General features: G+C 66.0%; 22 protein-coding genes. 9 read left to right on the plus strand and 13 right to left on the minus strand.

The window, feature by feature from the left end:
- The first annotated feature begins 182 nt into the window (after window positions 1-182).
- On the plus strand, window positions 183-1,292 hold the full coding sequence (locus AB4Z37_RS26030) for an alpha/beta hydrolase family protein (RefSeq protein WP_441519602.1): 1,110 nt from the start codon (window positions 183-185) through the stop codon (window positions 1,290-1,292).
- A 142-nt stretch (window positions 1,293-1,434) separates the two neighbouring features.
- Here AB4Z37_RS26030 and AB4Z37_RS26035 read toward each other — a convergent pair whose 3' ends face one another.
- Window positions 1,435-1,728, minus strand: coding sequence for a hypothetical protein (locus tag AB4Z37_RS26035; protein ID WP_441519603.1), 294 nt, complete (start codon window positions 1,726-1,728; stop codon window positions 1,435-1,437).
- Between the two features lie 300 nt (window positions 1,729-2,028).
- On the minus strand, window positions 2,029-5,781 hold the full coding sequence (locus AB4Z37_RS26040) for a vitamin B12-dependent ribonucleotide reductase (RefSeq protein WP_441519604.1): 3,753 nt from the start codon (window positions 5,779-5,781) through the stop codon (window positions 2,029-2,031).
- 660 nt (window positions 5,782-6,441) lie between these two features.
- Between AB4Z37_RS26040 and AB4Z37_RS26045 the strand changes: the two genes are divergently transcribed.
- Complete coding sequence (locus tag AB4Z37_RS26045) at window positions 6,442-7,341, plus strand: DMT family transporter (RefSeq protein ID WP_441519605.1); 900 nt, start codon at window positions 6,442-6,444, stop codon at window positions 7,339-7,341.
- Between the two features lie 71 nt (window positions 7,342-7,412).
- Here AB4Z37_RS26045 and AB4Z37_RS26050 read toward each other — a convergent pair whose 3' ends face one another.
- On the minus strand, window positions 7,413-7,916 hold the full coding sequence (locus AB4Z37_RS26050; protein WP_441519606.1) for a BA14K family protein: 504 nt from the start codon (window positions 7,914-7,916) through the stop codon (window positions 7,413-7,415).
- Window positions 7,917-8,374: 458 nt separating this feature from the next.
- Here AB4Z37_RS26050 and AB4Z37_RS26055 point away from each other — a divergent pair, with 458 nt between their 5' ends.
- Window positions 8,375-8,785 (plus strand): NADH:ubiquinone oxidoreductase subunit NDUFA12, encoded by a 411-nt coding sequence (locus tag AB4Z37_RS26055; protein ID WP_441519607.1) that lies wholly within the window; start codon window positions 8,375-8,377, stop codon window positions 8,783-8,785.
- Window positions 8,786-8,920: 135 nt separating this feature from the next.
- Window positions 8,921-9,793 (plus strand): AraC family transcriptional regulator, encoded by an 873-nt coding sequence (locus AB4Z37_RS26060; protein WP_441519608.1) that lies wholly within the window; start codon window positions 8,921-8,923, stop codon window positions 9,791-9,793.
- Between the two features lie 24 nt (window positions 9,794-9,817).
- Here the strand turns inward: AB4Z37_RS26060 and AB4Z37_RS26065 are convergent, their stop codons facing one another.
- Window positions 9,818-10,519 (minus strand): DJ-1/PfpI family protein, encoded by a 702-nt coding sequence (locus AB4Z37_RS26065; protein ID WP_441519609.1) that lies wholly within the window; start codon window positions 10,517-10,519, stop codon window positions 9,818-9,820.
- A gap of 123 nt (window positions 10,520-10,642) precedes the next feature.
- Here AB4Z37_RS26065 and AB4Z37_RS26070 point away from each other — a divergent pair, with 123 nt between their 5' ends.
- From AB4Z37_RS26070 to AB4Z37_RS26080, 3 genes are all read left to right on the plus strand, one after another.
- Entirely contained in the window at window positions 10,643-11,581 is a 939-nt protein-coding gene (locus AB4Z37_RS26070) for a GlxA family transcriptional regulator (protein ID WP_441519610.1), read from the plus strand.
- Between the two features lie 170 nt (window positions 11,582-11,751).
- Entirely contained in the window at window positions 11,752-12,756 is a 1,005-nt protein-coding gene (locus AB4Z37_RS26075) for a DUF2155 domain-containing protein (RefSeq protein WP_441519611.1), read from the plus strand.
- A gap of 169 nt (window positions 12,757-12,925) precedes the next feature.
- Window positions 12,926-13,759, plus strand: a complete 834-nt coding sequence (locus AB4Z37_RS26080; RefSeq protein WP_441519612.1) for an isocitrate lyase/PEP mutase family protein — start codon at window positions 12,926-12,928, stop codon at window positions 13,757-13,759.
- On the opposite strand, the gene aat is transcribed toward AB4Z37_RS26080, so the two are convergent.
- The 9 genes from aat to AB4Z37_RS26125 all read right to left on the minus strand — a co-directional run bounded on the left by aat (window position 13,756) and on the right by AB4Z37_RS26125 (window position 22,598).
- Entirely contained in the window at window positions 13,756-14,430 is a 675-nt protein-coding gene (gene aat, locus AB4Z37_RS26085; RefSeq protein ID WP_441519613.1) for a leucyl/phenylalanyl-tRNA--protein transferase, read from the minus strand. The genes AB4Z37_RS26080 and aat overlap by 4 nt on opposite strands.
- Before the next feature lie 52 nt (window positions 14,431-14,482).
- The gene (locus tag AB4Z37_RS26090; RefSeq protein WP_441519614.1) at window positions 14,483-15,562 is read right to left on the minus strand and encodes a sensor histidine kinase; all 1,080 of its coding nucleotides are present in this window, start codon (window positions 15,560-15,562) and stop codon (window positions 14,483-14,485) included.
- Entirely contained in the window at window positions 15,559-15,999 is a 441-nt protein-coding gene (locus AB4Z37_RS26095; protein WP_441519615.1) for a response regulator, read from the minus strand. The genes AB4Z37_RS26090 and AB4Z37_RS26095 overlap by 4 nt, the downstream gene beginning before the upstream one ends.
- Window positions 15,996-17,528, minus strand: coding sequence for a sensor histidine kinase (locus tag AB4Z37_RS26100; RefSeq protein WP_441519616.1), 1,533 nt, complete (start codon window positions 17,526-17,528; stop codon window positions 15,996-15,998). Before AB4Z37_RS26100 ends, AB4Z37_RS26095 begins: the two co-directional genes overlap by 4 nt.
- A gap of 160 nt (window positions 17,529-17,688) precedes the next feature.
- Window positions 17,689-19,041 carry an acetyl-CoA carboxylase biotin carboxylase subunit gene (gene accC, locus AB4Z37_RS26105; RefSeq protein ID WP_441519617.1) on the minus strand — a complete coding sequence of 451 codons (1,353 nt, stop codon included), beginning with the start codon at window positions 19,039-19,041 and terminating at the stop codon, window positions 17,689-17,691.
- Between the two features lie 109 nt (window positions 19,042-19,150).
- Window positions 19,151-19,633: an acetyl-CoA carboxylase biotin carboxyl carrier protein gene (accB, locus tag AB4Z37_RS26110; RefSeq protein ID WP_441519618.1), complete on the minus strand. Its 483-nt coding sequence runs from the start codon at window positions 19,631-19,633 to the stop codon at window positions 19,151-19,153.
- 41 nt (window positions 19,634-19,674) lie between these two features.
- Complete coding sequence (aroQ, locus tag AB4Z37_RS26115; protein WP_441519619.1) at window positions 19,675-20,130, minus strand: type II 3-dehydroquinate dehydratase; 456 nt, start codon at window positions 20,128-20,130, stop codon at window positions 19,675-19,677.
- 280 nt (window positions 20,131-20,410) lie between these two features.
- The gene (locus tag AB4Z37_RS26120; RefSeq protein WP_441519620.1) at window positions 20,411-21,184 is read right to left on the minus strand and encodes a DsbA family protein; all 774 of its coding nucleotides are present in this window, start codon (window positions 21,182-21,184) and stop codon (window positions 20,411-20,413) included.
- Window positions 21,185-21,239: 55 nt separating this feature from the next.
- On the minus strand, window positions 21,240-22,598 hold the full coding sequence (locus AB4Z37_RS26125) for a M48 family metalloprotease (protein ID WP_441519621.1): 1,359 nt from the start codon (window positions 22,596-22,598) through the stop codon (window positions 21,240-21,242).
- A gap of 233 nt (window positions 22,599-22,831) precedes the next feature.
- Between AB4Z37_RS26125 and AB4Z37_RS26130 the strand changes: the two genes are divergently transcribed.
- Window positions 22,832-24,031 carry a pyridoxal phosphate-dependent aminotransferase gene (locus AB4Z37_RS26130; protein ID WP_441519622.1) on the plus strand — a complete coding sequence of 400 codons (1,200 nt, stop codon included), beginning with the start codon at window positions 22,832-22,834 and terminating at the stop codon, window positions 24,029-24,031.
- A gap of 149 nt (window positions 24,032-24,180) precedes the next feature.
- Window positions 24,181-25,506 (plus strand): dicarboxylate/amino acid:cation symporter, encoded by a 1,326-nt coding sequence (locus tag AB4Z37_RS26135; RefSeq protein ID WP_441519623.1) that lies wholly within the window; start codon window positions 24,181-24,183, stop codon window positions 25,504-25,506.
- Window positions 25,507-25,552 lie beyond the last annotated feature (46 nt).

Here is a 25,552-nt window from a genome sequence, read left to right on the forward strand (position 1 = left end):
TTTGCTTCCCACGGCTGGCTGGTTCATTGCGCCAGAGAGAATTCCACCGGTCAGTTGAGCGCAACGCGACGGAGGCCGGGGGCTGATCGTTGGAGCGATCAATCCAGCCTCTCACTTTACTTTTCATACGAAAATAGCTTCACTCGTTGGCGATACTGGTCTTCCAGGTTGAAGGCAGCTGCATGCGCTTCCCAGGCCCGCCCGGTTGCATCGCCTCAATCACCGTGTCGTTGACCAGCCTGAACGATACGATGGCGTTCTGGCGCGGCGTGCTTCGTCCCCTTGGCTTTGGACGGATCGGGGAGTGGTCCGGCTGCGTGCTCTGGGCGGGCGAACAGGCGCAATTGCTGCTCCAGGAAGCGGATGAGCCATCGAAACGGCTGATCATCATGCTCCGGGCGAAAACGCGTCAGGTCGTCGACGCGATCCACGCGACGGCCGTGCGGGAGGGCTGGCCGGTTGTCGAGACGCCAGCTCCAAAATTCATAGCTCCGGGATATTACAGTTGTGTCCTGGCCGTTCCCGGTGAGCCTAGCATCAGGATCACCATTGCATGCGCCTGGGACGGTCTGCCCGAACGCGCCGATGCGGCGCTTGTGCGTATCCCCGGCGCCGATCCGGACGTGGTTCTGGGCGGTTATCTGTTCAGGCCCGAGATGCAAAGAGGTGGCGCCGTGATTGTGCTGCACGGCTACGCCAGCAATGCGGCCGAGACGGCGGGCACTGGCCGGCTGCTTGCGGCTGCCGGCTGGACGGCCCTTTGCCTGTCTCAACGTGGGTGGATCGGCTCGACCGGGCGCGAGGATCAGGGGCTCCGGCAACCAGATGATGTTCTGTGCGCGGCCGAATGGCTTCAGCGCGAAACCGGAAACGCGCGGGTCGGCGTGCTTGGCTTTTCGCAAGGCGGTCAGGTCGCCCTGCTGGCCGCGGCGCGCGATCGGCCATTCGCGTTCATTGTCGCCTATTTTCCTTGCACTGATTTGCGAACATGGCCGCAACAGGCGAAGGCGAATGGTATCGAGTACTATCTGGAGGACTTTGTTGCTCCTGAGGACATCGCGCGTTGCTCGCCAGTGTCCTCCGCGGCTCGCATCGGAGCGCCGACCCTGCTGATCCACGGTGAAGAGGACTGCATCGTTCCCATCAAGCAAAGCGAGGCCATGGTCGCCGCCAATCCGGCGATTCAGCTCTTTCGCGTTCCCGGCGGCGAACATGGACTTCGGGAGCACCATGGCGTCGTCTGGCCGACGGTCCTGGCGTTTATCGATCGCGAGCTGGAAGCCACCCGTTAACCGGGTACTTTTGCTTGCCGCCTGTCTCAGCTGCGGCCCGTGGTCGCGCCACGGGCATCGCCTTTCATGCAGGTGCTGCTACACGCCGGCATGAAGTCGCCGCGCTCTTCGGCTCAAGCGCCGATCGTCGCCGTCGCGTCGCTCAGTCACAGACCCTCCTGCGGGGGCGTCGCCACTCTTCCTCCTCGTCGTCCCAGTAGGGCGCGCCATAGGTCCAATAGCACCGTCGTTGATAGACTTCCTCTTCCGGCGGCTCGACATAGACCGGCGCCGGCGCATAGGGCGGACGCTGCGCCAGGGCGCCGCCCAGCAACATTCCGCCGATCAATCCCCCGGCAACACCGGCTGCGATCTCACCGTCATTGGCCCGCGCCATCGCGGGTGACAGGCAGGTTGCGGCAAGGATCAGCGGAAGCAGTTTTTTGGCGAGGGACATGAGCACCTCCTTCTCTCGACTCGGATGCGGCATATTGATTCGGGATGTATGGCGAATGCATGAAGACGTTTTCGCCGATCGCTGCAATGAAGGTGCCGCTGCCCTATGATTGATCGGGCAAAGACTCGGTCACGATCATTGCGGTGCGTGAGGCGAGCGGCTTTCGATGCACGCGACGCTGCTGGATGCACGCGATGTGCGTCAGCTCGAGCTAATCTCAGGCGCAATCCGAATAAGCAAAAACCCCGCCGTTTCCGGCGGGGTTTGCATTGGTGGATCTGAAGCGGGAGAGGTGCGCCCTCAGCTGCAGCCCGTGGTCGAGCCGCAGGTGTCGCACTTCATGCAGGTGCCGTTGCGCACCAGCGTGAAGTTGCCGCACTCGCTGCACATCTCGCCCTCGTAGCCCTTGGCCTTGGCCTCGGCGCGGCGCTCGGCCTTGGTCGGGACGGCCTGGGTCGCCGCGCCGGGCTTGCTCCAGGCGAGGCTTTCCAGCTTCTCGGCTGGCGACAGCTCGGTGTTGAGCTCGGCCTTCAGCGCGGTCGCGCCCTCGAACTGCGCGTTGACATCGCCGCTCCCGTGCCGGGCGGTCGCAGCCGCCGAGGCAAGTGAGGTGACGTTGCCGGTGGTGCGGACGTCGGTCTCGACCGCGCCGCCCTGCATCACCACCAGCTTGTCGGTGCGCGAGCGGGTCAGGCCCTTCGACAGGTACTTGTGGGCTGCAGCCGGCTCCGGCTTGCCTTCGTCGATGCCCTTGCCGAGCGCGTCGAAGTTCGACTCGGTCGGGTCGACATGGGCGAGGTCGAAGCGCGACATGTAGCTGACCGCGAGCTCGCGGAACACGTAGTCGAGGATCGAGGTCGCGTACTTGATGGAGTCGTTGCCCTGCACCGGGCCCGCTGGCTCGAAGCGGGTGAAAGTGAAGGCATCGACGTATTCGTCGAGCGGCACGCCGTACTGCAGACCCAGCGACACCGCGATGGCGAAGTTGTTGATGAAGGAGCGCAGCGCCGCACCTTCCTTGTGCATGTCGATGAAGATCTCGCCGAGGCGGCCGTCATCGTATTCGCCGGTGCGCAGATAGACCTTGTGACCGCCGACGACCGCCTTCTGGGTGTAGCCCTTGCGGCGATCCGGCATCTTCTCGCGCTCGCGCATCACGACGATGCGCTCGACCAGCTTCTCGACGATCTTTTCCGACACATGGGCGGCGCGCGCCGCCATCGGCTTCTCCAGCAGCGCCTCGACCGCATCGTCGTCCTCGTCGTCATCGGAGATGAGCTGCGAGTTGAGCGGCTGCGACAGCTTGGAGCCGTCGCGGTAGAGCGCGTTGGCCTTGAGCGCCAGCTTCCACGACAACAGGTACGCGGACTTGCAGTCCTCCACCGTGGCGTCGTTCGGCATGTTGATGGTCTTGCTGATCGCGCCGGAGATGAAGGGCTGCGATGCGGCCATCATGCGGATATGGCTCTCGACCGAGAGATAGCGCTTGCCGATCTTGCCGCAGGGGTTGGCGCAATCGAACACCGCGTAGTGCTCGGCTTTGAGATGCGGCGCGCCTTCCACCGTCATCGCACCGCAGACGTGGATGTTGGCGGCCTCGATCTCGCGCTTGGTGAAGCCGATCGCGGCCAGCAGGTCGAAGCCCGGCGCGGCGATCGCCTCGGCGTCGACGCCGAGCGAGCGGATGAAGTCCTCGCCGAGCGTCCACTTGTTGAAGGCGAACTTGATGTCGAACGCCGTCGGCAGTGCCTTCTCGATCTTGGCGATGGCTTCATCCGTGAAGCCCTTGGCCTTGAGCGAGGTATGGTTGACGCCGGGGGCCTGGGCGAGCGAGCCGTGGCCGACCGCGTAGACCTCGATCTCGGCGATCTCGCTCTCGCGATAGCCGAGGGCGCGCAGCGCCGCCGGCACCGCCTGGTTGATGATCTTGAAGTAGCCGCCGCCGGCGAGCTTCTTGAACTTCACCAGCGCGAAGTCGGGCTCGATGCCGGTCGTGTCGCAGTCCATGACGAGGCCGATGGTGCCGGTCGGCGCCACCACCGTGGTCTGGGCGTTGCGGTAGCCATGGGCTTCGCCGCCGGCGAGCGCGCGATCCCACGCCGCCTTGGCGTGGGCGACGAGATCGGCCTGCGGGCAGCTGGCGTGGTCGAGCGGCACCGGATTGACGGCGAGCGCTTCATAGCCGGTCGCCTCGCCATGGGCGGCACGGCGATGGTTGCGGATGACGCGCAGCATGTGCGACGCGTTCTTCTTGTAGGACGGGAAGGTGCCGAGCTCCTGCGCCATCTCGGCGGAGGTGGCGTAGGCGGTACCGGTCATGATCGCGGTCAGCGCGCCGCACAGCGCACGGCCTTCCTTGGAGTCGTAGGACAGGCCCATGGTCATCAGCAGGCCGCCGATGTTGGCGTAGCCGAGGCCGAGGGTGCGGAATTCGTAGGACAGCTCCGCGATCGCCTTCGACGGGAACTGGGCCATCATCACCGAGATCTCGAGCACGACGGTCCACAGGCGGCACAGGTGCTCGTAGGCGTCGACGTCGAAGCGGCGTGCGGCGACATCATAGAACGTCAGCAGGTTGGCCGAGGCCAGGTTGCAGGCGGTGTCGTCGAGGAACATGTACTCGGAGCAGGGATTGCTCGCGCGAATGTCGCCGGACGCCTTGCAGGTGTGCCAGTCGTTCATCGTGGTGTTGAAGTGCAGGCCGGGGTCGGCGCTCGCCCAGGCGGCGTGGCCGATCTTCTCCCAGAGGTCGCGGGCCTTCAGCGTCTTGGTGACCTTGCCGTTGGTGCGGCCGATCAGATTCCAGTCGCCGTCGGTCTCGACCGCACGCAGGAAGTCGTCCTTCAGCGACACCGAGTTGTTGGAGTTCTGGCCGGACACCGTGAGGTAGGCCTCGGAATCCCAGTCGGTGTCGTAGATGTCGAACTGGATGTCCTTGTAGCCCTGCTTGGCGAACTGAATGACGCGCTTGATGTAGTTGTCGGGCACCATGGCGCGGCGCGCGAGCTTGATCTCGCGGCGGAGCGCCGGGTTCTTCTCGGCGTCGAAGCAGTCGTCGCCCGAGCCTTCGCAATTGACGCAGGCCTTGAGGATCGCCTTGAGATGCTTCTGGTTGATCTTGGAGCCGGTGACGAGGGCCGCGACCTTCTGCTCCTCCTTCACCTTCCAGTCGATGTAGGCCTCGATGTCCGGATGATCGGCGTCGACCACCACCATCTTGGCGGCGCGGCGGGTGGTGCCACCCGACTTGATCGCGCCCGCGGCGCGGTCGCCGATCTTGAGGAAGCTCATCAGGCCCGACGAGCGGCCGCCGCCGGACAGTTTTTCGCCTTCACCGCGCAGGCGCGAGAAGTTGGAGCCGGTGCCGGAGCCGTATTTGAACAGGCGCGCCTCGCGCACCCACAGGTCCATGATGCCGCCGTCATTGACGAGGTCGTCCTCGACGCCCTGGATGAAGCAGGCGTGCGGCTGCGGATGCTCATAGGACGACTTCGACTTGGTCAGCTTGCCGGTCTTCCAGTCGACGTAATAGTGGCCCTGGCCGGGGCCGTCGATGCCATAGGCCCAGTGCAGGCCGGTGTTGAACCACTGTGGCGAGTTCGGCGCGACCATCTGCTTGGTCAGCATGTAGCGCAGCTCGTCATAGAACGCGCGGGCGTCGTCCTCGGAAGTGAAGTAGCCGCCCTTCCAGCCCCAGTAGGTCCAGCAGCCGGCGAGGCGGTCGAACACCTGCTTGGCGGAACGCTCGCTGCCGAAGCGCTCGGCCTCGGGCAGGGCGGCGAGGGCGTCGGTGTCGGGCACGGAGCGCCACAGCCACGACGGCACGGTTTCTTCCTCGACCTTCTTGAGGCGGCTGGCGACGCCGGCCTTGCGAAAGTACTTCTGCGCCAGCACGTCGGAGGCGACCTGCGACCAGGCGTCGGGGACCTCGACATTGTCGAGGCGGAACACGATTGACCCGTCGGGATTGCGAATCTCGCTCGTGGTCAGCCTGAACTGGATGTCCGCGTAGGGGGACTGCCCGTCCGTGGTGTAGCGCCGCTCGATCCGCATCTTTCGTCTTGCCCCGTCTTTGGCCGGATCCGCTTTGTGCGGTACCCGGCAAGTTCCATTGCGCAGGCGTCATCCGCCCGCAGTTCGCCGGGTGTCCCGGCTCTATTCAACGCCCCAACTGCCAACGCGTGAACCGCGTTCTTGCTCGTTCTGTCGGGGCTCGAAGCCCCTTGAATTCTGCGCGCCGGACCCGGCCTTTCAGGGACAGACAAGCCCCCGGCCCGTTGCCGCGATCGGCATGACGGAGCAGCTTGCAGAACCCTGTCAGGAGGTTACCCGGCGGGACACAAAACCACTCGCGCCGAACAGGTCGAAAGCTAGGACGACTCCGCCGCGCCCGTCAAGGAATAGTACGAAGTCTTGAATCAAATACTAAATATGGGGGAATTTGGGGAAAACCAGGGGGCGATTTCCGCGCTGGTCAGCCGCAAGTATCGGTGAGTCCAAGGGGAATCGGAAGACGAAAATTTTTCCCCAGGTGCGCCGGATCGCAACTGCTCCCGCTGTTCACAGGGCGGGGCGCGCGCGAATAAATCGCTTGCATCCGGGGGACTCGCCGGACGCACGCAAAACCACGGGATCACCCCTGCGGTAAACCGGCTGGCCGCCCCATCGGTTTGCGGTCATCCTGCGGTCCGACTCTCCAACCGCAGCTTCAGCATGACAGCCTCCCATGACAGCCGAGCGACCTCGCAGGTCGCCGCCGGCGGACTTGTCTTCCTTCTCATTACCTCGGTCGGCTGGGGCCTGAACTGGCCGATCATGAAGTACGTGCTGCGCGAATGGCCGCCGCTCTCGACGCGCGGCACGACGGGCGTGATTGGCAGCCTGCTGCTGGTGGTGATCGCACTGGTGATCGGCCAGAGCCTGCGCGTGCCGCGGGAGCAGTGGGGCCGCCTCGTGATGTTCGCGGCCTTCAATGTCAGCGCCTGGATGGCGCTGATGGGGCTGGCGCTATTGTGGCTGCCGGCGAGTGAAGCGGCGGTCATCGCTTACACCATGCCGGTGCTGGCGTCGCTCCTGGCCTGGCCGGTGCTCGGCGAGCGGTTGACCGCGCTCAAGACGCTGTCGCTGCTGCTTGGCATCGGCGGTATCGGCGCCCTGATGGGCGGCAACGGGCTTGCCGCGAGCATGGAGAAGCTTCCTGGCATCCTGCTTGCGCTCACCGGGGCCTTCCTGTTTGCGCTCGGCACGGTGCTCGGCAAGCGCTTCCCTTTGAAGCTGCCGGTGATCACGTCGGCGGCCTGGCAAATCATGATCGGGTGCCTGCCGGTCGCAGTGATCGGCCTAGCGCTCGAACACCCCAGGGTGAGCGCGCTGTCGTCGACGGGCTGGCTGCTGATGAGCTACCTGATCGTGGTGCAGTTCTGTGTCGCCTATGTCAGCTGGTTCGCAGCGCTTCGCCGGCTGCCGGCGTCGGTCGCCGCGATCGGCACGCTGCTGGTTCCGGTGATCGGCGTGGTGGCATCGGCGATCATGCTGGGCGAGCCGCTCGGGGCGGGACAGGTCACCGCGCTGCTGATGACGGTTGCCGGCGTGGTGCTGGCGACACGGAGCTGAGCGGCCGTGCGCTATACCGGCGCCTCGGGGCGGCCCGTGAGAGCCGTCCCGTCGTGATCCGGCAGTGACCTTTACGGGCAGGGATGCCTCTGGCCGTCGTAGCCGAGATAGGTGCCCGAGGCCGGATCATAGGAGCGGTAGGTCTGCTGGCAGTAGGCCACCGAATCGTCGCTGTCCGCAGGAGCCGGGCTGTAGGTCACATCCGGAGCAGGGGCGTAGGCGTAGGAATCGCCGTAATACCCGTCGCCATAGTAGCCGCCGTAGTACGGTGCGCTGAGTGCTGCTCCGGCGGCGAGGCCTGCCGCAAAGCCGACACCCGGGCCGATCCAGCGGCGGCTGCCCCAGCGGTGGCCCCAATTTCCGCCGCCCCAATGACCGCCACCGTTCCAGGCATGTACGGCTGGAGCTGCCGCGAAACCGCGTCCGGCGAAGCCTGGTCCGCCGCGGAATCCGCCGCCATGAAACGCCATGCCGCCGCCGCGAAAACCGCCCGGGCGCGCATCGGCGGAGGTCGTCATCAATGCCGGGGCCATCGCAAGCATCAGCGCAGCGCCAGCCATTTTCAGGTTGATCATTGTCGTTCTCCAACAGGTCCCGGCCAGCAACGTGTGGCGTCCGTGAGCCGTTCCGTCACAAGCCTGCTGGCTGACCTGCATGACGAGCATCGGTGGAAGCGGCTGTATGCGGCCTGAATGGAATGCGCCGAAAACGTGCTGGAAGGCTTTGGAATCGTGGCAGGCCGCCATGATGTGCGAGGTGGCGGGGGCTATCGCATGCCGAACCGGCGGGGGCTCCCGCGGCCGGCGGAGTGCGCTGCGATCTCGCCTCGTCCACTGATCGATGCGGCGTGAATTTTCTCATCCGCTGAATTGGTTGCTGGTGCCGGTTGCGGGGATGGTTGAAGCGCACGGCGAAGAGATCCGGAGCCGGGCCGGGCGCTGTCCCGCGGCAGCGCATCAAGTCCCCGTCGGCGCTGGACAATCCAGTCTCCGGGTGCCATCAAGGGGCACCACTCCGCTCCGGATTCCGTGCGATGAAGCAGTTTTTCCTGAAGATCTTTACTTGGTGGAACAGCCAGACCTTCGGCACCCAGCTCTGGACCTGGCGGTTCGGCGAGCTGGTTGGCCAGGATGAGGAAGGCAACCGCTACTATCGTACCCGTGGCGGCAAGATTGATCCGTCGCTTGGTTTCGAGCGCCGCTGGGTGATCTACAACGGCTACGCCGAGGCGACCCGCGTGCCGCCGGGCTGGCATGGCTGGCTGCACCACACCGTGGACGTTCCGCCGCCGCAGCAGGCCTATTCGCCGCGCGAATGGCAGAAGCCGCATCGTGCCAACCCGACCGGGACGCCGAATGCCTACCGCCCGCCAGGCTCGACGCTCACCGCGGGCCGTCGCCCGAAGGCGACCGGCGACTATCAGGCCTGGACGCCGGGTCAGTAACATCCGGTGCGGAGGGGCTTCCTCCGCTGTAGCGAAGCCCCGTGCCATATGCGGGCGCGGGAGGACAACTCCGCAGGATTTGTCAAAAGCAGACGTGCTTCATCCAGCCTCGTTCAGATCACGAGGTAACAAGCCATGACCGTCGCTCTCGCCCGCACCAAGGACCGCATCGACTACGCGGACCGGCTCAATCGCGTCACCGCCTATATCTACGATCATCTCGACGACGATATCGATCTCGATCGGCTCGCCGAGGTCGCCTGCCTGTCGCCATCCCACTGGCACCGCATCTATCATGCCCTGCATGGCGAGACGCTCGCGACGACGGTGCGGCGGCTGCGGCTGCATCGCGCCGCCGGATTTCTCGCTCACAGCAGCATGACGCTCGAGAGCATTGCGCTGAAGTCAGGCTATTCCAGCGTGCAGGCCTTCAGCCGCGCCTTCAGCGCGGACTATGACATGCCACCGGCCCAGTACCGCAACACGGGTGCCCATGCCGCCTTCCGCGCAGCGCGGGCACAGAGCGCCAGCGTCGCCTACGACGTCGAGATTCGCCATGTGGCGGCGCTGCCTGCGGTCGCGGTCGACCACGTCGGGTCGTACATGCAGATCGGCAAGGCATTCGATCCGCTGTTCGGCTGGTGTGCGATGCGCGGACTGCTCGGCCCGTCGACACGGACATTCGGCATCTACTACGACGACCCGACCTGGTGTGAAGAGAACGAACTGCGCTCGCGCGCCTGTATCACGTCTCCGGCGACCGTGGCGGTCGAGCCCCCCGTGTTGCAGGCCGAAGTGCCGGGCGGCACCTGCGCGGTGCTGCGCTATCGCGGCCCCTATGCCACGATGCGCGACGCCTATCTGTGGCTGTACGGCCAGTGGTTGACCGAGGCGGGTGAGGAGCCGGCGGACGGCCCGGTGTTCGAGGAATATCTCAACAATCCCCGTGACACCGCGCCGAACGACCTCCTGACCGACATCTATCTGCCGCTCGCGGGCTACGCCTGACCGCGTTCGGGCGCTCCTGATCCCTCAGGCCGGTGCGCGCGGCGCAAGGCGTGCCGCCGCCTGTTCGACCGCCGAGCGGCGCCGCGCGCGCGAAGGTGCGATCAGCGTTTCCAGGCGTTCGCGGATTTCGGGTGGCGCGGTATCCGGCGAGCCCGACTGGAATGGCGGCGCCGGATTGTATTCCAGCGACAGCTGGATCATCTCCGCCGCCGGCCGTCCGGCGAGCTCGGCCGCGAGCGTCAGAGCGAAATCGATGCCGGCGGTGACACCACCGCCGGTGACGCGGTTGCGGTCTGTGCAGACGCGTGTCGCGACTGGCGTCGCGCCAAACGCGGCAAGCAGCGGCAGCGCCGACCAGTGGCAGGTGGCGCGATAGCCATCGAGCAGCCCGGCGGCACCGAGGACCAGCGATCCCGTGCACACCGAGGTGATGTAGCGCGCGCCGGCTGCCTGGTGCCGCAGGAAGTCCAGCGTCTCGACATCGTTGACCATGTCGTCGGCGCCTGCGCCGCCGGGGACGCAGATCACGTCGAGCTGCGGGCACGCTGCGAAGGTCGTGGTCGGCAGCAGCGCGAGCACCGCGTCGCTTGGCACCGGCTCGATGCGCTTCCAGACGAGATGCACCTGTGCGCCGGGCACACGTGAGAACACCTGCAGCGGGCCGGTGAGATCGAGCTGGGTGAGCTTGGGGAAGACGAGCAGTCCGATGTGAAGAGGGGCGGTCACGGCGTGAGCTCCGCTGGTGGGGGTGACGGGCGTCACTTCAGCATTGTTGGCTGCCGTCATAAATGGCATAATTCCCTCGATTTCCGTCATCGGCCTGACGGCCGCTCCTTCCGGGGTTCGCGCATGATCGGCATTCTGGTCTTCCCAGGCTTTCAGTTGCTCGACGCAGCCGGGCCGATTTCCGTCTTCGAGATCGCCGGACGGTTTTCGGGGCGCGGCACGACCATCCAGCCACTCGCGGTCACGGCCGGCGCGGTGCGCAGTTCGTCCGGCGTCGAGGTGCTGGCGCGCGGCTTTCGGGGCCTCCGCGGCCTGGATACGCTGGTGATCGCGGGCGGCGAGGGCGTGCGTGACGCCATCCGGTCTGCCGAGACCCTTGCGTTCGTGCGGGCCGCCGCGCGCAAGGTGCGGCGTGTCGCCAGCGTCTGCTCGGGAGCCTATGTGCTCGCCGAGGCCGGCGTGCTCGATGGCCGCCGCGCCACCACCCATTGGGGCCGGACGCCGCATTTCCTGTCGGCCTATCCGAAGGTGCGGCTGGAGCCGGACCGGATCTTCGTCAAGGATGACCATGTCTGGACGTCTGCGGGCATCAGCGCGGGCATCGACCTCGCGCTCGCGATGGTGGCAGAGGATCACGGCGACGAGATCGCGCGGCAGACCGCGCGTCAGCTCGTGATCTATCACCGGCGCAGCGGCGGGCAGTCGCAGTTCTCAGCCCTGAACGAGCTGCACGCGCCGAGCGGCCGCTTCAAGCCGCTGCTCGCCTGGGCACGCGAGCATCTCGACGAGGCGTTGACGGTCGAGCGCCTTGCGGAACAGGCTCATATGAGTGCCCGCCATTTCACCCGTGCGTTCATTGCCGAGACCGGCACGACGCCATCAAAGGCGGTCGAGCGGCTGCGCGTCGAGGCGGCCAAGGCACGGGTCGAGGCGGTCGGCGAGCCGATCGAGGAGGTCGCGCGGACCACCGGGTTCCGTGATCCCGAGCGGATGCGCCGGGCCTTCATCCGGGCATTCGGCCAGCCGCCCCAGGCGCTGCGGCGCGCGGCGCGGTCGGCATGAGCGACGGCGCGGCGCGGGGAGATCTCCGGCATCCCGCCGTAACCGTCTGCCACGGCCGGCTTTTCCGCCCTTTCCCCGCCGTATTCGCCGTGTTAACCGGAGGCCGAGCGAGCGGCGACAGATAACGATAGATTGTCGTCAAACCCGAGTCGCCGATGAAGCCGCGCGAGATGTTCCGAACCCCTGTCCTGGCTGCCCTTGCAACGCTCATCGTTGCCCCGGTGCTGTCGCTCGCGCCCCCCGCGCAGGCACAGATCGGCAATATCTTTTCCAATCCGCCACCGCGGCCGCCCGCTGGCGTGCCCGGCGGCAACATGAACGCGCCGGACACAGACGAAGAGGACGTGCCCGACCTGCCGACCCAAGGGCGCATCCTGCCGATTCCCAGCCGCCCGCAGCCCGGCATCGCCGCGCCGCCGCCGGGCTCGGTGCAGTCGCAGCCGCTGCCGCCTCCGCCGGGAACCACCGTGGTGCCGCAGACCCAGCCGGGTGTTGCCAATGCCCCGCAGCCGCCGGCTGCTGCGCCCGGTGCCCCGGGAGGCAATGTCGCCAACGCGCCCGCCGCGCCGAATGCGCCGGCCGGGCCGCGTCCGCCTCGCGGCGGCGGCACCGCCGCCACGCCACCGGCGCCGGCGTCGCTGCAGCCCGGCGACGAGATCGTCACCGAGCCGCCGGCGCAGAAGATCGTCAACAAGAAGGCGGTGTTCTCCGGCCTCGACAAGATCACCGGGCGCATCATCAATTTCGACGTCGATATCGGCGAGACCGTGCAGTTCGGCGCGCTGCGCGTGAAGCCCGACGCCTGCTACACCCGGCCGGCGACGGAAGCGACCAACACCGACGCCTTTGTCGAGGTCGAGGAGATCACCCTGCAGGGTGAGGTGAAGAAGATCTTTTCCGGCTGGATGTTCGCCGCATCCCCGGGCCTGCACGGTGTCGAACACCCGATCTACGACATCTGGCTGACCGACTGTAAGGCACCAGACCAGACGGTCGCGACCCAGGTCGAGACGCCCGCACCGCCGCCGAAGCCCGCACCGCCGCCGGCCCAGCGGCGACAGCAGACCTCGCGCCAGCCGCTGCCGCCTCCCGGCACCGGCCAGCTCGTCGCACCGCCGCGTGATCCGCCGCCACAGCAGCAGCCTTCGGGCTTCTTCCCACCGTTCCGGCAGTAGGGCCGGGGCGGCGGCGCCGGTCGCCCTCGGCGCAAGTTTTACCAAGACTTCCAGCGCGCTCTGTCGCACAAATGCGGCTGCCATGTGCCAGCATGGTCGCGTCGCACCGCCGTGCCGGTGAGCATGTCGCGCGCGCGGAAGTCCTGATCCCCTGCCGAGAGGTTGTCCGATGACGGTGTCCGTTGCGCACAAGCGCGCCGATTTTCGCAAGCTCCACGAGAGCGGCTGTTTCGTCCTGCCCAATCCCTGGGACGCCGGCAGCGCCCGTCTGCTGGAGACGCTCGGCTTCAAGGCGCTGGCGTCGACGAGCGCCGGCTATGCCTGGTCGAACGGGCGGCCGGACTATGGCCTGACCTGCGACGAGATCGTCGCGCACCTGGCCGTGCTGTGTGCCGCGACCGATCTGCCGGTCAATGCCGACTACGAGAACGGCTTCGCCGACGCGCCGCAGGACGTCGCCGTCAACGTGCGCCGCGCCTTGCAAGCCGGCGTCGCCGGGCTATCGATCGAGAACCGCACCAGCAATGATGCCAAGCCACTGTACGACGATGCGCTTGCCGTGGAACGGATTCGCGCCGCCCGCACCGAGATCGATGCCGATGGCAGCGGCGCCGTGCTGGTCGCGCGCTGCGAGGGCTTTCTCGTCGGGGAAGCCAGTCTCGACGCCACCATCGCGCGTCTTGTCGCGTTCGCTGAAGCTGGCGCGGACTGCCTCTATGCGCCGGGCCTGAAGACCAAGGAGCAGGTCGTGGCTGTGGTGAAGGCCGTTGCGCCGAAGCCGGTCAACGTACTGGTCGGGGCGGCGCCGGGATTCAGCGTCGCCGAACTCGCCGAGATCGGTGTGCGGCGGGTCAGCGTTGGCGGCGCGCTGGCGCGCAGCGCCTGGGGCGGTTTCATGCGGGCAGCGAGGGAAATCGCCGAGCATGGCACTTTTGGCGCATTCGCCGACGGCTATCCGGGCGCCGAGCTGCAGAAGACGTTCGCGCGGCCGCCGCGCGCTTAGGCGCGGGCCATCACGGCGAGCGCATCGCTGCCGGTGACAGAGCCGTCGGACGGCACAGCATCGAAATCGGCGACACCGTCGAGGGCGTCGTCGAGCAGCGTGCGATAGCGCGCACGGGAGACCTCGACCGCACCGAGGCTGCGCAGGTGCTCGGTCACGAACTGCGTGTCGAGCAGCTCGTAGCCGCCGGCCAGCAGTCGCGCGACGAGATGGACGAGCGCCACCTTGGAGGCGTCGCGGGCGTGGTGGAACATGCTTTCGCCGAAGAAAGCGCGGCCGAGGCTGACGCCATAGAGGCCGCCGGCGAGGTCACCATTGTCCCAGACCTCGATACTGTGGCAGTGCCCCATGTCGTGCAGCGCGGTGTAGAGATCGCGGATCCGGCGGTTGATCCAGGTTTCCTCGCGGCCGTCCTGCGGCGCGGCGCAGCCCGCGATCACCTGGCGGAACGCGTGGTTGGCGGTGACACGGAAGCGGTCGCCGCGCACGGTGCGGGCGAGGCGGGACGACACCTTGAGGCCGCGCAGGGGAATGATGCCGCGGTGCTCGGGCTCGACCCAGAAGATGGTCGGGTCGTCGGCACGCTCGGCCATCGGGAAGATGCCGCAGGCATAAGCCCGCAGCAGCACCTCGGGGGTGATCTCGGAGGCGGTGGAGTCGCGCGACGTCATGCCGTCTTATAGCAGGATGGCCGGCGCGGCGCGACGATCCGAACGCGGAGCCCTACTTGCCGGCGGTAGCGTTCAGCCCGGCGCGGGGAAAACGCAGCACGATGCGGGTGCCGTGATGGGACGGGTCGGATGCAACGGTTGCCCCCAGCTTGCCGGCCATCGCACTGACGATGCGCTGTCCCATGCCGGTCGAGCGCGGGTCCTGGCGGACCTGCTGCAGGCCGACGCCTTCGTCGCTGATCGCCAGCGTCAACTGGTCGCCGTCGGCGTGCAGCTCGACATGGATCGGGCCGGCGCCGTCGGGATAGGCATATTTGACGGCGTTCATCACCAGCTCGTTGACCACGATGCCGATCGCGACCGCACGGTCCGGATCAATCTCGATCGCCTCCGACGCCAGCGTCAGGCGTGACATCCGGTTGCCTTCCGCCGAGCGGCGTAAATCCTCCAGCARCGCCTCGAGGTACTGGTTGAGCATCACGCTCTTCAGGTCGTGCGAGGTGTAGAGACGTCGGTGCACCTGGGCGACCGCGGCAACCCGGCCCATGGCATTGGTCAGCGCCGCCTTGATGTCGTCCTCGGCGCTGTTGGCGGCCTGCAGGTGCAGCAGCGAGGCGATGATCTGCAGGCTGTTGCCGACGCGGTGGTTGACCTCGCGCAGCAGCATTTCACGCTCGGCGGCAAGCGCCGCGTAGCGGTCACGCGCGATGCGGATTTCCTCTTCGGCGGCGAGCTGGGCGCGCAGGATCTGCGCGCGTTCGAGCGCGCCTTTTACCGAGGCGTGGAGCAGGGTGATGAAATCGCCGTGGGTGTCCTTGACCAGGTAGTCGCCGGCACCGGCCTTCAGCGCAGCGACTGCGATGCTGGAATCCTGCGACGCCGTGACGAAGACCACCGGCGGGGCGTCTGCGATCGCCTGGATCTGCTCCAGTGTTTCCAGGCCGTCGAGGCCGGGCATGTACTGGTCCAGCGCCACCACGTCGATTCCGCCCGCGCGGATGCGCGCAATGCCGTCAGTGCCGCTGGCGGCGTGCTCGACGGCAAAGCCCTGCCGCTTGAGGCCGCGCTCGACCAGTCGCGCCAGTGCGGCGTCGTCGTCGATATAGAGCAGCGTCGGGAGTGTGCTGGTCATGCCGTCGCTTGCGGAACCTGGATCACCGAGAAGAACAGCCCCAATTGCCGAATGGCGTTGGCGAAATTCTCGTAGTTGACCGGCTTGGTGATGTAGACGTTGCAGCCGAGCTCATAGCAGCGCTTGATTTCATGGGCATCGTCGGTGGTGGTCAGGATCACCACCGGCGCGGTCTTGAGGTGATGGCTTTCCTTGACCCGCTTGAGGATATCGATGCCGGTCATGTCGGGCAGGTTGAGATCGAGCAGGATCAGCAGGGCCTGGCCGTTATGGGCGAGCCCCTGGTTGTCGCCGCCGAACAGGTAGTGCAGCGCGTCGGTGCCGTTGACGAACGGCAGGATCTCGTTGTTGACGCCGGAACGGCGGATGTTGCGTTCGATCAGCCGGGCATGACCTTCGTCATCCTCGATCATGATGATTTTGACGGGCAAGCTCACAAGCGCTGTCCTTCCTTGATGATCTGGTTGATCGGCAGCGTGACGATGAAGGTGCTGCCCCTGCCGAGTGCGGACTCGACATTCATCGAGCCTCCCATCCGCCGCACCAGCGCGCGCGCATGCGCAAGACCGATGCCCTGGCCCGGCCGGTCCTGAATGCCGGCCCGGCGGAATAGCTCGAAGATGCGCTGATGGTCCTTCGGATCGATCCCGCGTCCGTTGTCGGCGACTTCGAAGATCGCAAAGTTGAGCTTGCGGCGACCACGCACGACGACATGGCCGGGCATCCCCGGCCGCAGATACTTCAGCGCATTGTCGATCAGGTTGGAGAAGATCTGCTCCATCGCCAGGCGGTCGCTGACGATGTCAGGCAGGGCTTCCACGGCGATCTCCGCGTTCGCTTCCTGCGCCTGGTGGGCGACGGTGGCGCTGATGCCGTTCAGCAGCTCGCGCATGTTGATCGGTTCCGGGTGGAATGCGCGTCGGCCCTCACGGGTCAGATTGAGGATCGCGGTGATGAGGCGGTCCATCTTGGCGATTGACGACTTGATGAAGGCGAGTGCTTCGGAAAAATCCTCAGCGAGCTTGCTGTCCTCGCCATCGAGCTTGGGCGTCGCGGATTCACCGGCGCCGACGAGTGCCACGGGCTGCGGCGCCGCCGCCGCTGCAAGGCGAGCGATCCGGTTGAAGATGTCGGTACGCAGCTCCTCCAACTCGCTGGTGAACCCCATGATGTTGACCAGCGGCGAGCGCAGGTCATGGCTGACGATGTAGGCGAAACGCTGGATTTCCTCGTTGGCCTCGCGCAGGTCGGCGGTCCGCTCGTCGACCATTGCCTCGAGGTTGCTGTTGGTGTCACGCAATTGCTGGCTGGCGACGTCGCGCTCGCGCGATGTCCGGCGCACCAGGAAAATCGACAGGGCGCCGAGCAGCACGATACACGCGGCGCCCGAAATGGTGACGATGGCGAAGAGCGCGCGGTTGCGGTCGGCCGCGGCGACACGCTGCGCCAGCAATCGATCCTCTTCACCGAGCATTGCCGTGCTGGCGTCACGGATGCGATTGACGGTCTCCGACGGCAGGCTGTTGCGAACCGTCTCCGCGGCGGTGGCCACTTCGCCGCGCTTGATCAGATCGACATAGGCCTTCAGTTCCCGCAGCCGCGTTACCGCGGCATCGCTGAATGCCGCGGCGTTGCGCACCTGGGTCGGGTTGTCCGCCGTGAGGCTGCCGAGCGCATCGATTGCCGGCAGGACCTCGGCGGCGGCGCGTTCATATTCGGCAAGGAACTGGGGATTTTGCGTCAGCAGCAGCCCGCGTGCGGCGCTTTCGGCCCGTCGAATGTCGAGCAGCACGCGGGAGACCTGGTTCTCGGCCTCGATGGTGTGGACCACCCAGGCGCTCTCGGTGCGGGCTGCGTTGACAAGATAGAGCGCCATCGCGCCAATAGTGATCAGGATCGCAAAACCTGCCGACAGCAGGGCGATCTGCCAGAATGTTCTGCGTTGTCGCTGGGCACTATCCTCCACGTGCGTGCGCCTCCCTGGCGGGGAGGAGGTGGAGGCCCCCAATCAAGTCGAACTGCAAGCCGAGGTCCTGTTGGAACGATCTTCCTGCAGTCAACGCATTCCCTCGCTTGCGGTTCCAGGACAGTAGCCGGATCGTCCGCGCGAGGGCCTGCATCGGGAGTTACTCGGGGGCTGCCCCCCTGGCCAGGTACTGCTCCAGCCAGTGGATGTGGTAGTCGCCGTCGATGATTTCCGGCTCGCGGACCAGCGCCCGGAACAGTGGCAGCGTGGTTTCGACGCCGTCCACCACCATCTCGTCCAGCGCCCGGCGCAGCCGCATCAGGCACTCGGCCCGGGTCTTGCCGTGCACGATCAGCTTGCCGACCATGGAGTCGTAATAGGGCGGGATCACATAGCCCTGGTAGGCCGCCGAATCGATCCGCACCCCGAGGCCGCCCGGCGGGTGGTACTGCAGGATCTTGCCGGGCGAAGGCCGGAAGGTCACAGGGTTTTCCGCATTGATGCGGCACTCGATGGCATGGCCGCTGATGGTGATGTCCTTCTGCGTCATCGGCAGCTCGCTGCCGGCGGCGACACGAATCTGCTCCAGCACGAGATCGATGCCGGTGATCATCTCGGTCACCGGATGCTCGACCTGGATGCGGGTGTTCATCTCGATGAAGTAGAACTCGCCGTCCTCGTAGAGGAATTCGATGGTGCCGACGCCGAGATAGTTCATCTCGCGCATCGCCTTGGCGCAGATCTCGCCGATCCGCTCGCGTGCCGCCGGGTCGATCACCGGCGAGGGGCCTTCCTCCCAGACCTTCTGGTGGCGGCGCTGCAGCGAACAGTCGCGCTCACCGAGATGGACGGCGCCGCCGCGGCCGTCGCCGAGAATCTGGATTTCGATATGGCGCGGCTTGGTCAGGTACTTCTCGAGATAGACGGAGGCGTCGCCGAACGCCGACTTGGCCTCGTTGCGCGCGGTCGACAGCGCCAGCGCGAGGTCGTCGGCAGTGTGCGCGACCTTCATGCCACGGCCACCGCCGCCGGCGGCCGCCTTGACCAGCACCGGGAAGCCGATCTTCTCGGCGATCGCCATGGCGTCGTCGTCCGGTCCGACGGCGCCGTCGGAGCCGGGCACCACCGGGATGCCGAGCTTGATCGCGGTCTTCTTGGCCTCGATCTTGTCGCCCATCAGGCGGATGTGCTCGGCCTTGGGGCCGATGAAATGGAGGTTGTGATCGGCAAGAATGTCGGCGAAGCGTGCATTCTCCGACAGGAAGCCGTAGCCCGGATGCACGGCGTCCGCGCCGGTGATCTCGCAGGCCGCGAGCAGCGCCGGAATGTTGAGATAGCTGTCCTTCGACGGCGGCGGGCCGATGCACACGCTCTCGTCGGCGAGGCGCACATGCATGGCGTTGGCGTCGGCGGTGGAGTGGACCGCGACCGTCGCGATGCCGAGCTCCTTGCAGGCGCGCAGCACGCGCAAGGCAATCTCGCCGCGATTGGCAATCAGAATTTTGTCGAACATCCGTGGGTCCCGGTTGTCACGTCCGAAGCTCTAGGTGGTCGCGTGGACCGGCGTTTCGCCGTGCCGGCGGCCACGCACGTCATTGCGCCGTGGCCATCCGGCATCGAACTCATTCGATGATGACCAGCGGCTCGCCGAATTCCACCGGCTGGCCGTCCTCGATCAGGATCTGGGTGACCGTGCCACCGCGCGGCGCCGGGATCTGGTTCATGGTCTTCATCGCTTCGATGATCAGCAGCGTGTCGCCGGCCTTGACCTTGCTGCCGACGTCAATGAACGGCTTGGCGCCGGGTTCGGAAGCGATATAGGCCGTGCCGACCATCGGCGAGGGCACCACGCCCGGATGCTTGGAAACATCGCTGGCCGGGCCAGCGGCCGCGGCCACCGGCGCCACCACCACGGGCTGCACGGCGGGCTGCATCACGGCTGCAGCCGTGATGTTGCGCGCGACGCGCACCCGCAGGCCGGCGCGCTCGATTTCGATCTCGGTCAGGTTGGTCTGGTCGAGCAGGGTGGCGAGGTCGCGGATCAGCTCGCGCTCGTCATTCAGCTTGACGCTGGCTTGCTCGTTGGGTTTGTCCTGAGTGGCCATGGGATGGTTCCGAAACTTTCTCGATGTCTGACGTGGGACGTTCAGGCCTTGGCCTTGGCGCCGATCCTGGTGGCAAGGCCCATGATGGCGAGGCGATAGCCGTCGATGCCGAAACCGGCGAGGCTCGCGAACACTGCACGGGCGATGAAGGACTGATGGCGGAAGCTCTCGCGCGCGAACACATTGGTGATGTGGACCTCGACCGCGGGCAGGTTCACGCCGGTGAGGGCGTCGTGCAGTGCGATCGATGTGTGGGTGTAGCCGCCCGCATTGATGACGATGCCTGCCGCCTTCTGGGCGCCGGCCTCATGGATGAAATCGATCAGCTCGCCTTCATGGTTGGACTGGCGGCAGTCGACCGCAAGACCAAAGTGATCCGCGGTGTCGCGGCAGAGCGCCTCGACATCGGCGAGCGTCGCGTGGCCGTACTTCTCCGGCTCGCGGGTTCCCAGCAAGCTGAGGTTCGGACCATTGAGGACGAAAATGGTGTTGGACATCCAGAGCTCAAAGCAAAACAAAGGCAAAGCGCCGCTGCGGTCGGCACACGGGCCGCCCCTGGCGCGCGTTATAGGTAACCTGACCGGCGAGGGGAAGCCTCAGAACGCCGTCATCCCGACCTAAATGGTTCATCCCGCTGGTAAAAGCTCTGCGGGAACAGTCAGATATCAAAAGTTAACCAATCTTAAGAAGCTGTGGTGAGTGATTGAAAACGCTCACAAAACGCCAAGCCGAACGGGTGGGCGGGCGGGCCGCAGTGCAGTCCGCCCGCGGCACGGCTCAGCAGCTTGCCTTGCCGCAGCGTGCCTCCCCGATCTTCTTGCTGAGACCATCGAGGCCGATCGCCCCCACGACCACCTGGTTGCCGATCACATAGCTCGGGGTTCCGTTCAGCCCCATGTCCTCGGCGAGCTTGAAATTCTCCTCCAGCGTGGCGCGGACCTCGGGGCTCGCCATGTCCTTCTCCAGGCGTGCCATGTCGAGGCCGGCGTCCTTGGCGGCGGCAAGCGCCCGGGCCTTGTCGGCCTGCCCCCGTCCGCCGAGCAGCTTCTGGTGAAAGTCGAGATACTTCTTGCCCGTGGGATCCTGCATGCGCACGGCGACGGCGACCTGGGCGGCCTCGACCGAACCCGGGCCGAGCACGGGGAATTCCTTCAGCACCACCTTCAGTTTGGAGTCTGATTTCATCAGGCTCAGCATATCGTTCATGGCGTGCTTGCAGTAGCCGCAGTTGTAATCGAAAAACTCGACGAAGGTGACGTCGCCGTCGCGGTTGCCGACCATCACGCCGCGCGGCGAATTGAAGATGGTCTCGGCATTCTTCTTCACCGCCACCTGGTGCTTTTCGGCCTCCGCCGCCGCCTGGCGCTTGCTCAGCTCGGCAGACACCTCCTCGAGGATTTCCGGATGGGAGAGCAGATAGCTCTTGATGATGCCCTCGATCTCGCCACGCTGGGCGTCGGAGAAGCTCTGCGCATGCACGGTCGCGGGTATGATGCACAGCGCCAGGGCCGCGGCGGCGAGCGGGTTGACGAGGTTGCGAAGCGAGAGCATCTGGGATCCTTTGGCTGAAGTGCGGCCGTCGAAGGCGCGCGCGGGATAATACGGGTTAGTTCTTCTGTCCGGGAATTGGTTTTGCCGACACGATGTCGTCGGCCTTGACCCAGCCCGGCGTTCCCACCGCGAAGCGGGTCTTGGCGCGGGTGGCGAGTTCACGTGCGGTCTTGTTGTCACCACGCAGGAACGCGGCCTGCGCGGATGCGAGGTCGGCCTCTGCATAATTGCCCTTGCGGCCATACGCCATCGCCAGTTGGGTGTAGCCGATCGGAGCTTCCGGTTCACGGGTGAGGGCGGACCGCAGAATCGCAATCGCCTCGTCAGCATAGGCCTTATTATCCGATGCGATCAGGGCCTGCCCAAGTAACATCTCGATGAGCGGGGCATTGCTCGACAGCTGCAGGGCCTTGCGCAACGGCACGATCGCCTCCGCCGGGCGGCCGCCCTCGAGCAGCGCCTGGCCTCGGAGTTCGTGAAAATACGGATTGTTCGGCTGTTCGCGGATCAGGTCGTCGATCATCGCCAGAGCCATGCGCAGGTCGCTGTGCCGGTAGGTGGAGATGGCGCGGGCGTAGCGCGCCGCCAGGGTGGTGTTGGAGGACGGATATTTGCGCGCCACCGTGTCCGGCCGGTCCATGAAACCGGAGATCTTGGCGCGCATCAGGTCGTGCCGCAGTTGCAGGGCCGGATCGTCTTTCTTCTCCCAGTACGGACTCGAGCGGGCGAGCTGCTCGAGCGCGGCGACGCGCTCGGCCGGCATCGGGTGCGACATCAGGTAGGGGTCGGTGCCCTGGGACGAGAACAGCGTCTGGTCGGCAAACCGCTTGAAGGTGTCGTACATGCCCTTGGCCGACTGGCCGGTGGCGGTGAGGAATTTGACGCCGGCGCGGTCGGCGTTTTCCTCCTGCTGGCGCTGGTAGGACAGCAGATTGCGCCGGATCGCCTCCTGCGGGGCGCTGATCGCCGCGGCGCCAATCTGGGACGCGCCACTGGAGTTGCTCTTGGCACCGGCGACCATGGCACCGACGCCGAGCAGCATGGCGATGATCATCTGGGTCTGGGCCTGGGCGAGCTGCTCGCGCAGCTTGGCGAGATGGCCGCCGGCGAGATGGCCGGTCTCGTGCGCCAGCACGCCGATGATCTGGTTCGGCGTCTGCGCGTCGAGCAGGGCGCCGTAGTTGACGAAGATGCGGCGGCCGTCGGCGACGAAGGCGTTGAACGAGCGGTCGTTGATGATGACGACCTGAATGTTCTGCTTTTCGAGGCCGGCGGTGCGCAGGATCGGCCGGGTATAGTCGCGCAGCAACTGCTCGATCTCGGCGTCCCGCAGCGTCGGCGGTCCCTTGGCATCCTGGGCCGCGGCCGGCAGTGTCGTCATGCAGGCAAGTGCGGCCGCGGTGATGGCCGCCATCAGGCGAGCCGCGAGCGATCGGCTGCGGCGCGGCGGTTGCGGAGGTCGATCCTGCAGGTTTAACAATGGAGCCACCGCGCTGAAGGTGATATGGCCTGTTGCGACAAGGTCGGGATTCCCCCGGGGATTCCGCCTTACCAAACCGCCGAATACGGCAACAGAGCGGCATCCGGATGACGTTCGATAAACGCCATGTCAGGGCCGGACAGGCCGTTGTGGGATAGCAGATTTCCATGTTGGACGTGAAGTTGAAGGACAGGGCGATGGGCCTGCTGCGGCCCGCGGCCCGCAGCGATGTTCCCCCGTTCATGGTGATGGACGTCATGGCGGCTGCGGCCAGGATCGAGGCGTCGGGTGGCCATGTGATCCACATGGAAGTCGGCCAGCCGGCAGCCGGCGCCCCCTCGGTTGCCATTGCTGCGGCCCATACGGCGCTTGACCAGGGCCGCATCGACTACACCTCGGCCCTGGGGATGCCGTCGCTGCGCGCCCGCATCGCCCGGCATTATCGCGAGACCTATGGCTGTGACGTCGACCCCGAGCAGGTCGTCGTGACCACCGGCTCGTCCGGCGCGTTCATTCTGGCGTTCCTGGCGATGTTCGAGCCGGGGGACCGGGTCGCCGTCACGGTTCCCGGCTATCCGCCCTACCGTCACATCCTGACGGCGCTGGGCTGTGAGCCGGTGCTGATCGAGACCACCAGCGAGACCCGCCATGCCCTGACCGGCGAGATGCTGCTCGCCGCCCATCGCAAGACCCCGCTCAAGGGCGTGCTGGTCGGCAGCCCGGCCAATCCGACCGGAACGATGATGAGCCGCGAGGCGCTCACCGACCTGATCGCGGCTGCCGAGAGCGCCGGCATCCGCTTCATCTCCGACGAAATCTATCACGGGCTGGACTATGCCTTTCCGGCGGTGACCGCCGCGCAGCTGTCGCCGCGGGCGCTGGTGATCAACTCATTCTCGAAATACTTTTGCATGACCGGCTGGCGGGTCGGCTGGATGGTGGTGCCCGAGCCGCTGGTGCGGCCGATCGAGCGGCTGCAGCAGAACCTTGCGATCTCGGTGCCGACGCTGTCGCAGGTCGCGGCGGAAGCCGCCTTCGAGGGCCGTGCAGAGATGGACGCGGTCAAGCACAGCTACCAGGACAATCGGCAGATCCTGATCGAGGGACTGCCACAGGCCGGCCTCGACCGGTTTCTGCCGGCTGACGGGGCATTCTACCTCTATGCCGACATCTCCAAGTTCTGCGCCGACAGCTTCAGCTTCGCGTCACGGATGCTGGAGGAGGCGCATGTGGCGGCGACGCCGGGCGTCGACTTCGATCCGGTCAATGGCCGCTCGTTCGTCCGCTTTTCCTATGCGCGCTCGACCGACGACATGCGCACCGCCGTCGCCCGGATCTCGCGCTGGCTGGCGCAGGCCACCTTCTGACAGCTGCGTTGTTATTGTGCGGTGCGGTTTGCTGTGATGCCGTCACCCGCGAACAGCCCGCGTGATATTCCGCCCATTGGCATTGGCAGCCCTCCCGTGGCACCGTATAGGCTGCGTCAGTTTGACCGATTGTGCAGAGGGGGATTGTCATGTCCGCGACCACCATGCCGGCGACGGCGGAGAAAGCACGTAAGCCCTGGTACAAGGTTCTCTACGTCCAGGTGCTGATCGCGATCGTGCTCGGCGTGCTGGTCGGCTGGCTCGCGCCGAACATCGCCACCAATGATTGGGTCAAGGCGCTCGGTGACGGCTTCATCAGGCTGATCAAGATGGTGATCGCGCCGATCATCTTCTGCACCGTGGTGTCCGGTATCTCCCACATCCAGGACGCCAAGAAGGTCGGCCGCGTCGGCATCAAGGCGCTGATCTATTTCGAGGTCGTCTCGAGTTTCGCACTGATCCTCGGGTTGATCATCGGCAACCTGTTCCAGGTCGGCCATGGCCTGGCCGCCAAGCCCGACGCGGCGGCGGTCGCGAGTTACGCCAAGCAGGCCGCCGAGCAGAAGTCGGTCGATTTCGTCCTCAACATCATCCCTGACAGTGTCGTCGGTGCGCTGGCCAAGGGCGACATCCTGCAGGTGCTGCTGTTCGCCATCCTGTTCGGCTTCTCGCTGATGGCGCTCGGCGAGCGCGGCCATACGGTGCGCAATCTGATCGATGACGTCGCCCATGCGGTGTTCGGCGTCATCGCGATCGTGATGAAGGCGGCGCCGTTCGGCGCGTTCGGCGCCATGGCCTATACGGTCGGCAAGTTCGGGCCGGCGGCGCTCGGCAACCTGCTCGGACTGATCGCGCTGTTCTACATGACCGCGGCGCTGTTCGTGGTGGTGGTGCTTGGGCTGATCGCGCGCGTGATCGGTTTCAACATCTTCAAGTTCATCGCCTACATCAAGGACGAGCTGTTGATCGTGCTCGGCACCAGTTCGTCGGAGAGCGCGCTGCCGCAACTGATGGAAAAGCTGGAGCGGCTGGGGTGCTCGAAGTCGGTGGTCGGCCTCGTGGTACCGACCGGCTATTCGTTCAACCTCGACGGCACCAATATTTATATGACGCTGGCGACGCTGTTCATCGCGCAGGCGCTCGGTGTCGACCTCAGCTTCGGCCAGCAGCTCACCATTCTCGTTGTTGCGATGCTGACGTCGAAGGGCGCGAGCGGCGTGACCGGTGCGGGCTTCATCACGCTGGCGGCAACGCTCTCGGTGGTCAATCCGGCGCTGGTGCCGGGCATGGCCATCGTGTTCTCGGTCGACAAGTTCATGAGCGAATGCCGCGCCCTGACCAACATCACCGGCAATGGCGTCGCCACCGTGTTCGTATCGTGGTGGGAGGGCGAGCTCGATCGCACCAAGCTCAATGCGGCGCTCGACATTCAGGTCGATCCGTCGGACGTCGAGACGGCGGTGACCACCGGCTGACGGCCGGGCAACACGCGTTCCCCGAAAAGACAACGCCCGGCCGTGA

Source organism: Bradyrhizobium sp. 2TAF24, assembly GCF_052115025.1.
Classification (GTDB): Bacteria; Pseudomonadota; Alphaproteobacteria; order Rhizobiales; family Xanthobacteraceae; genus Bradyrhizobium_A.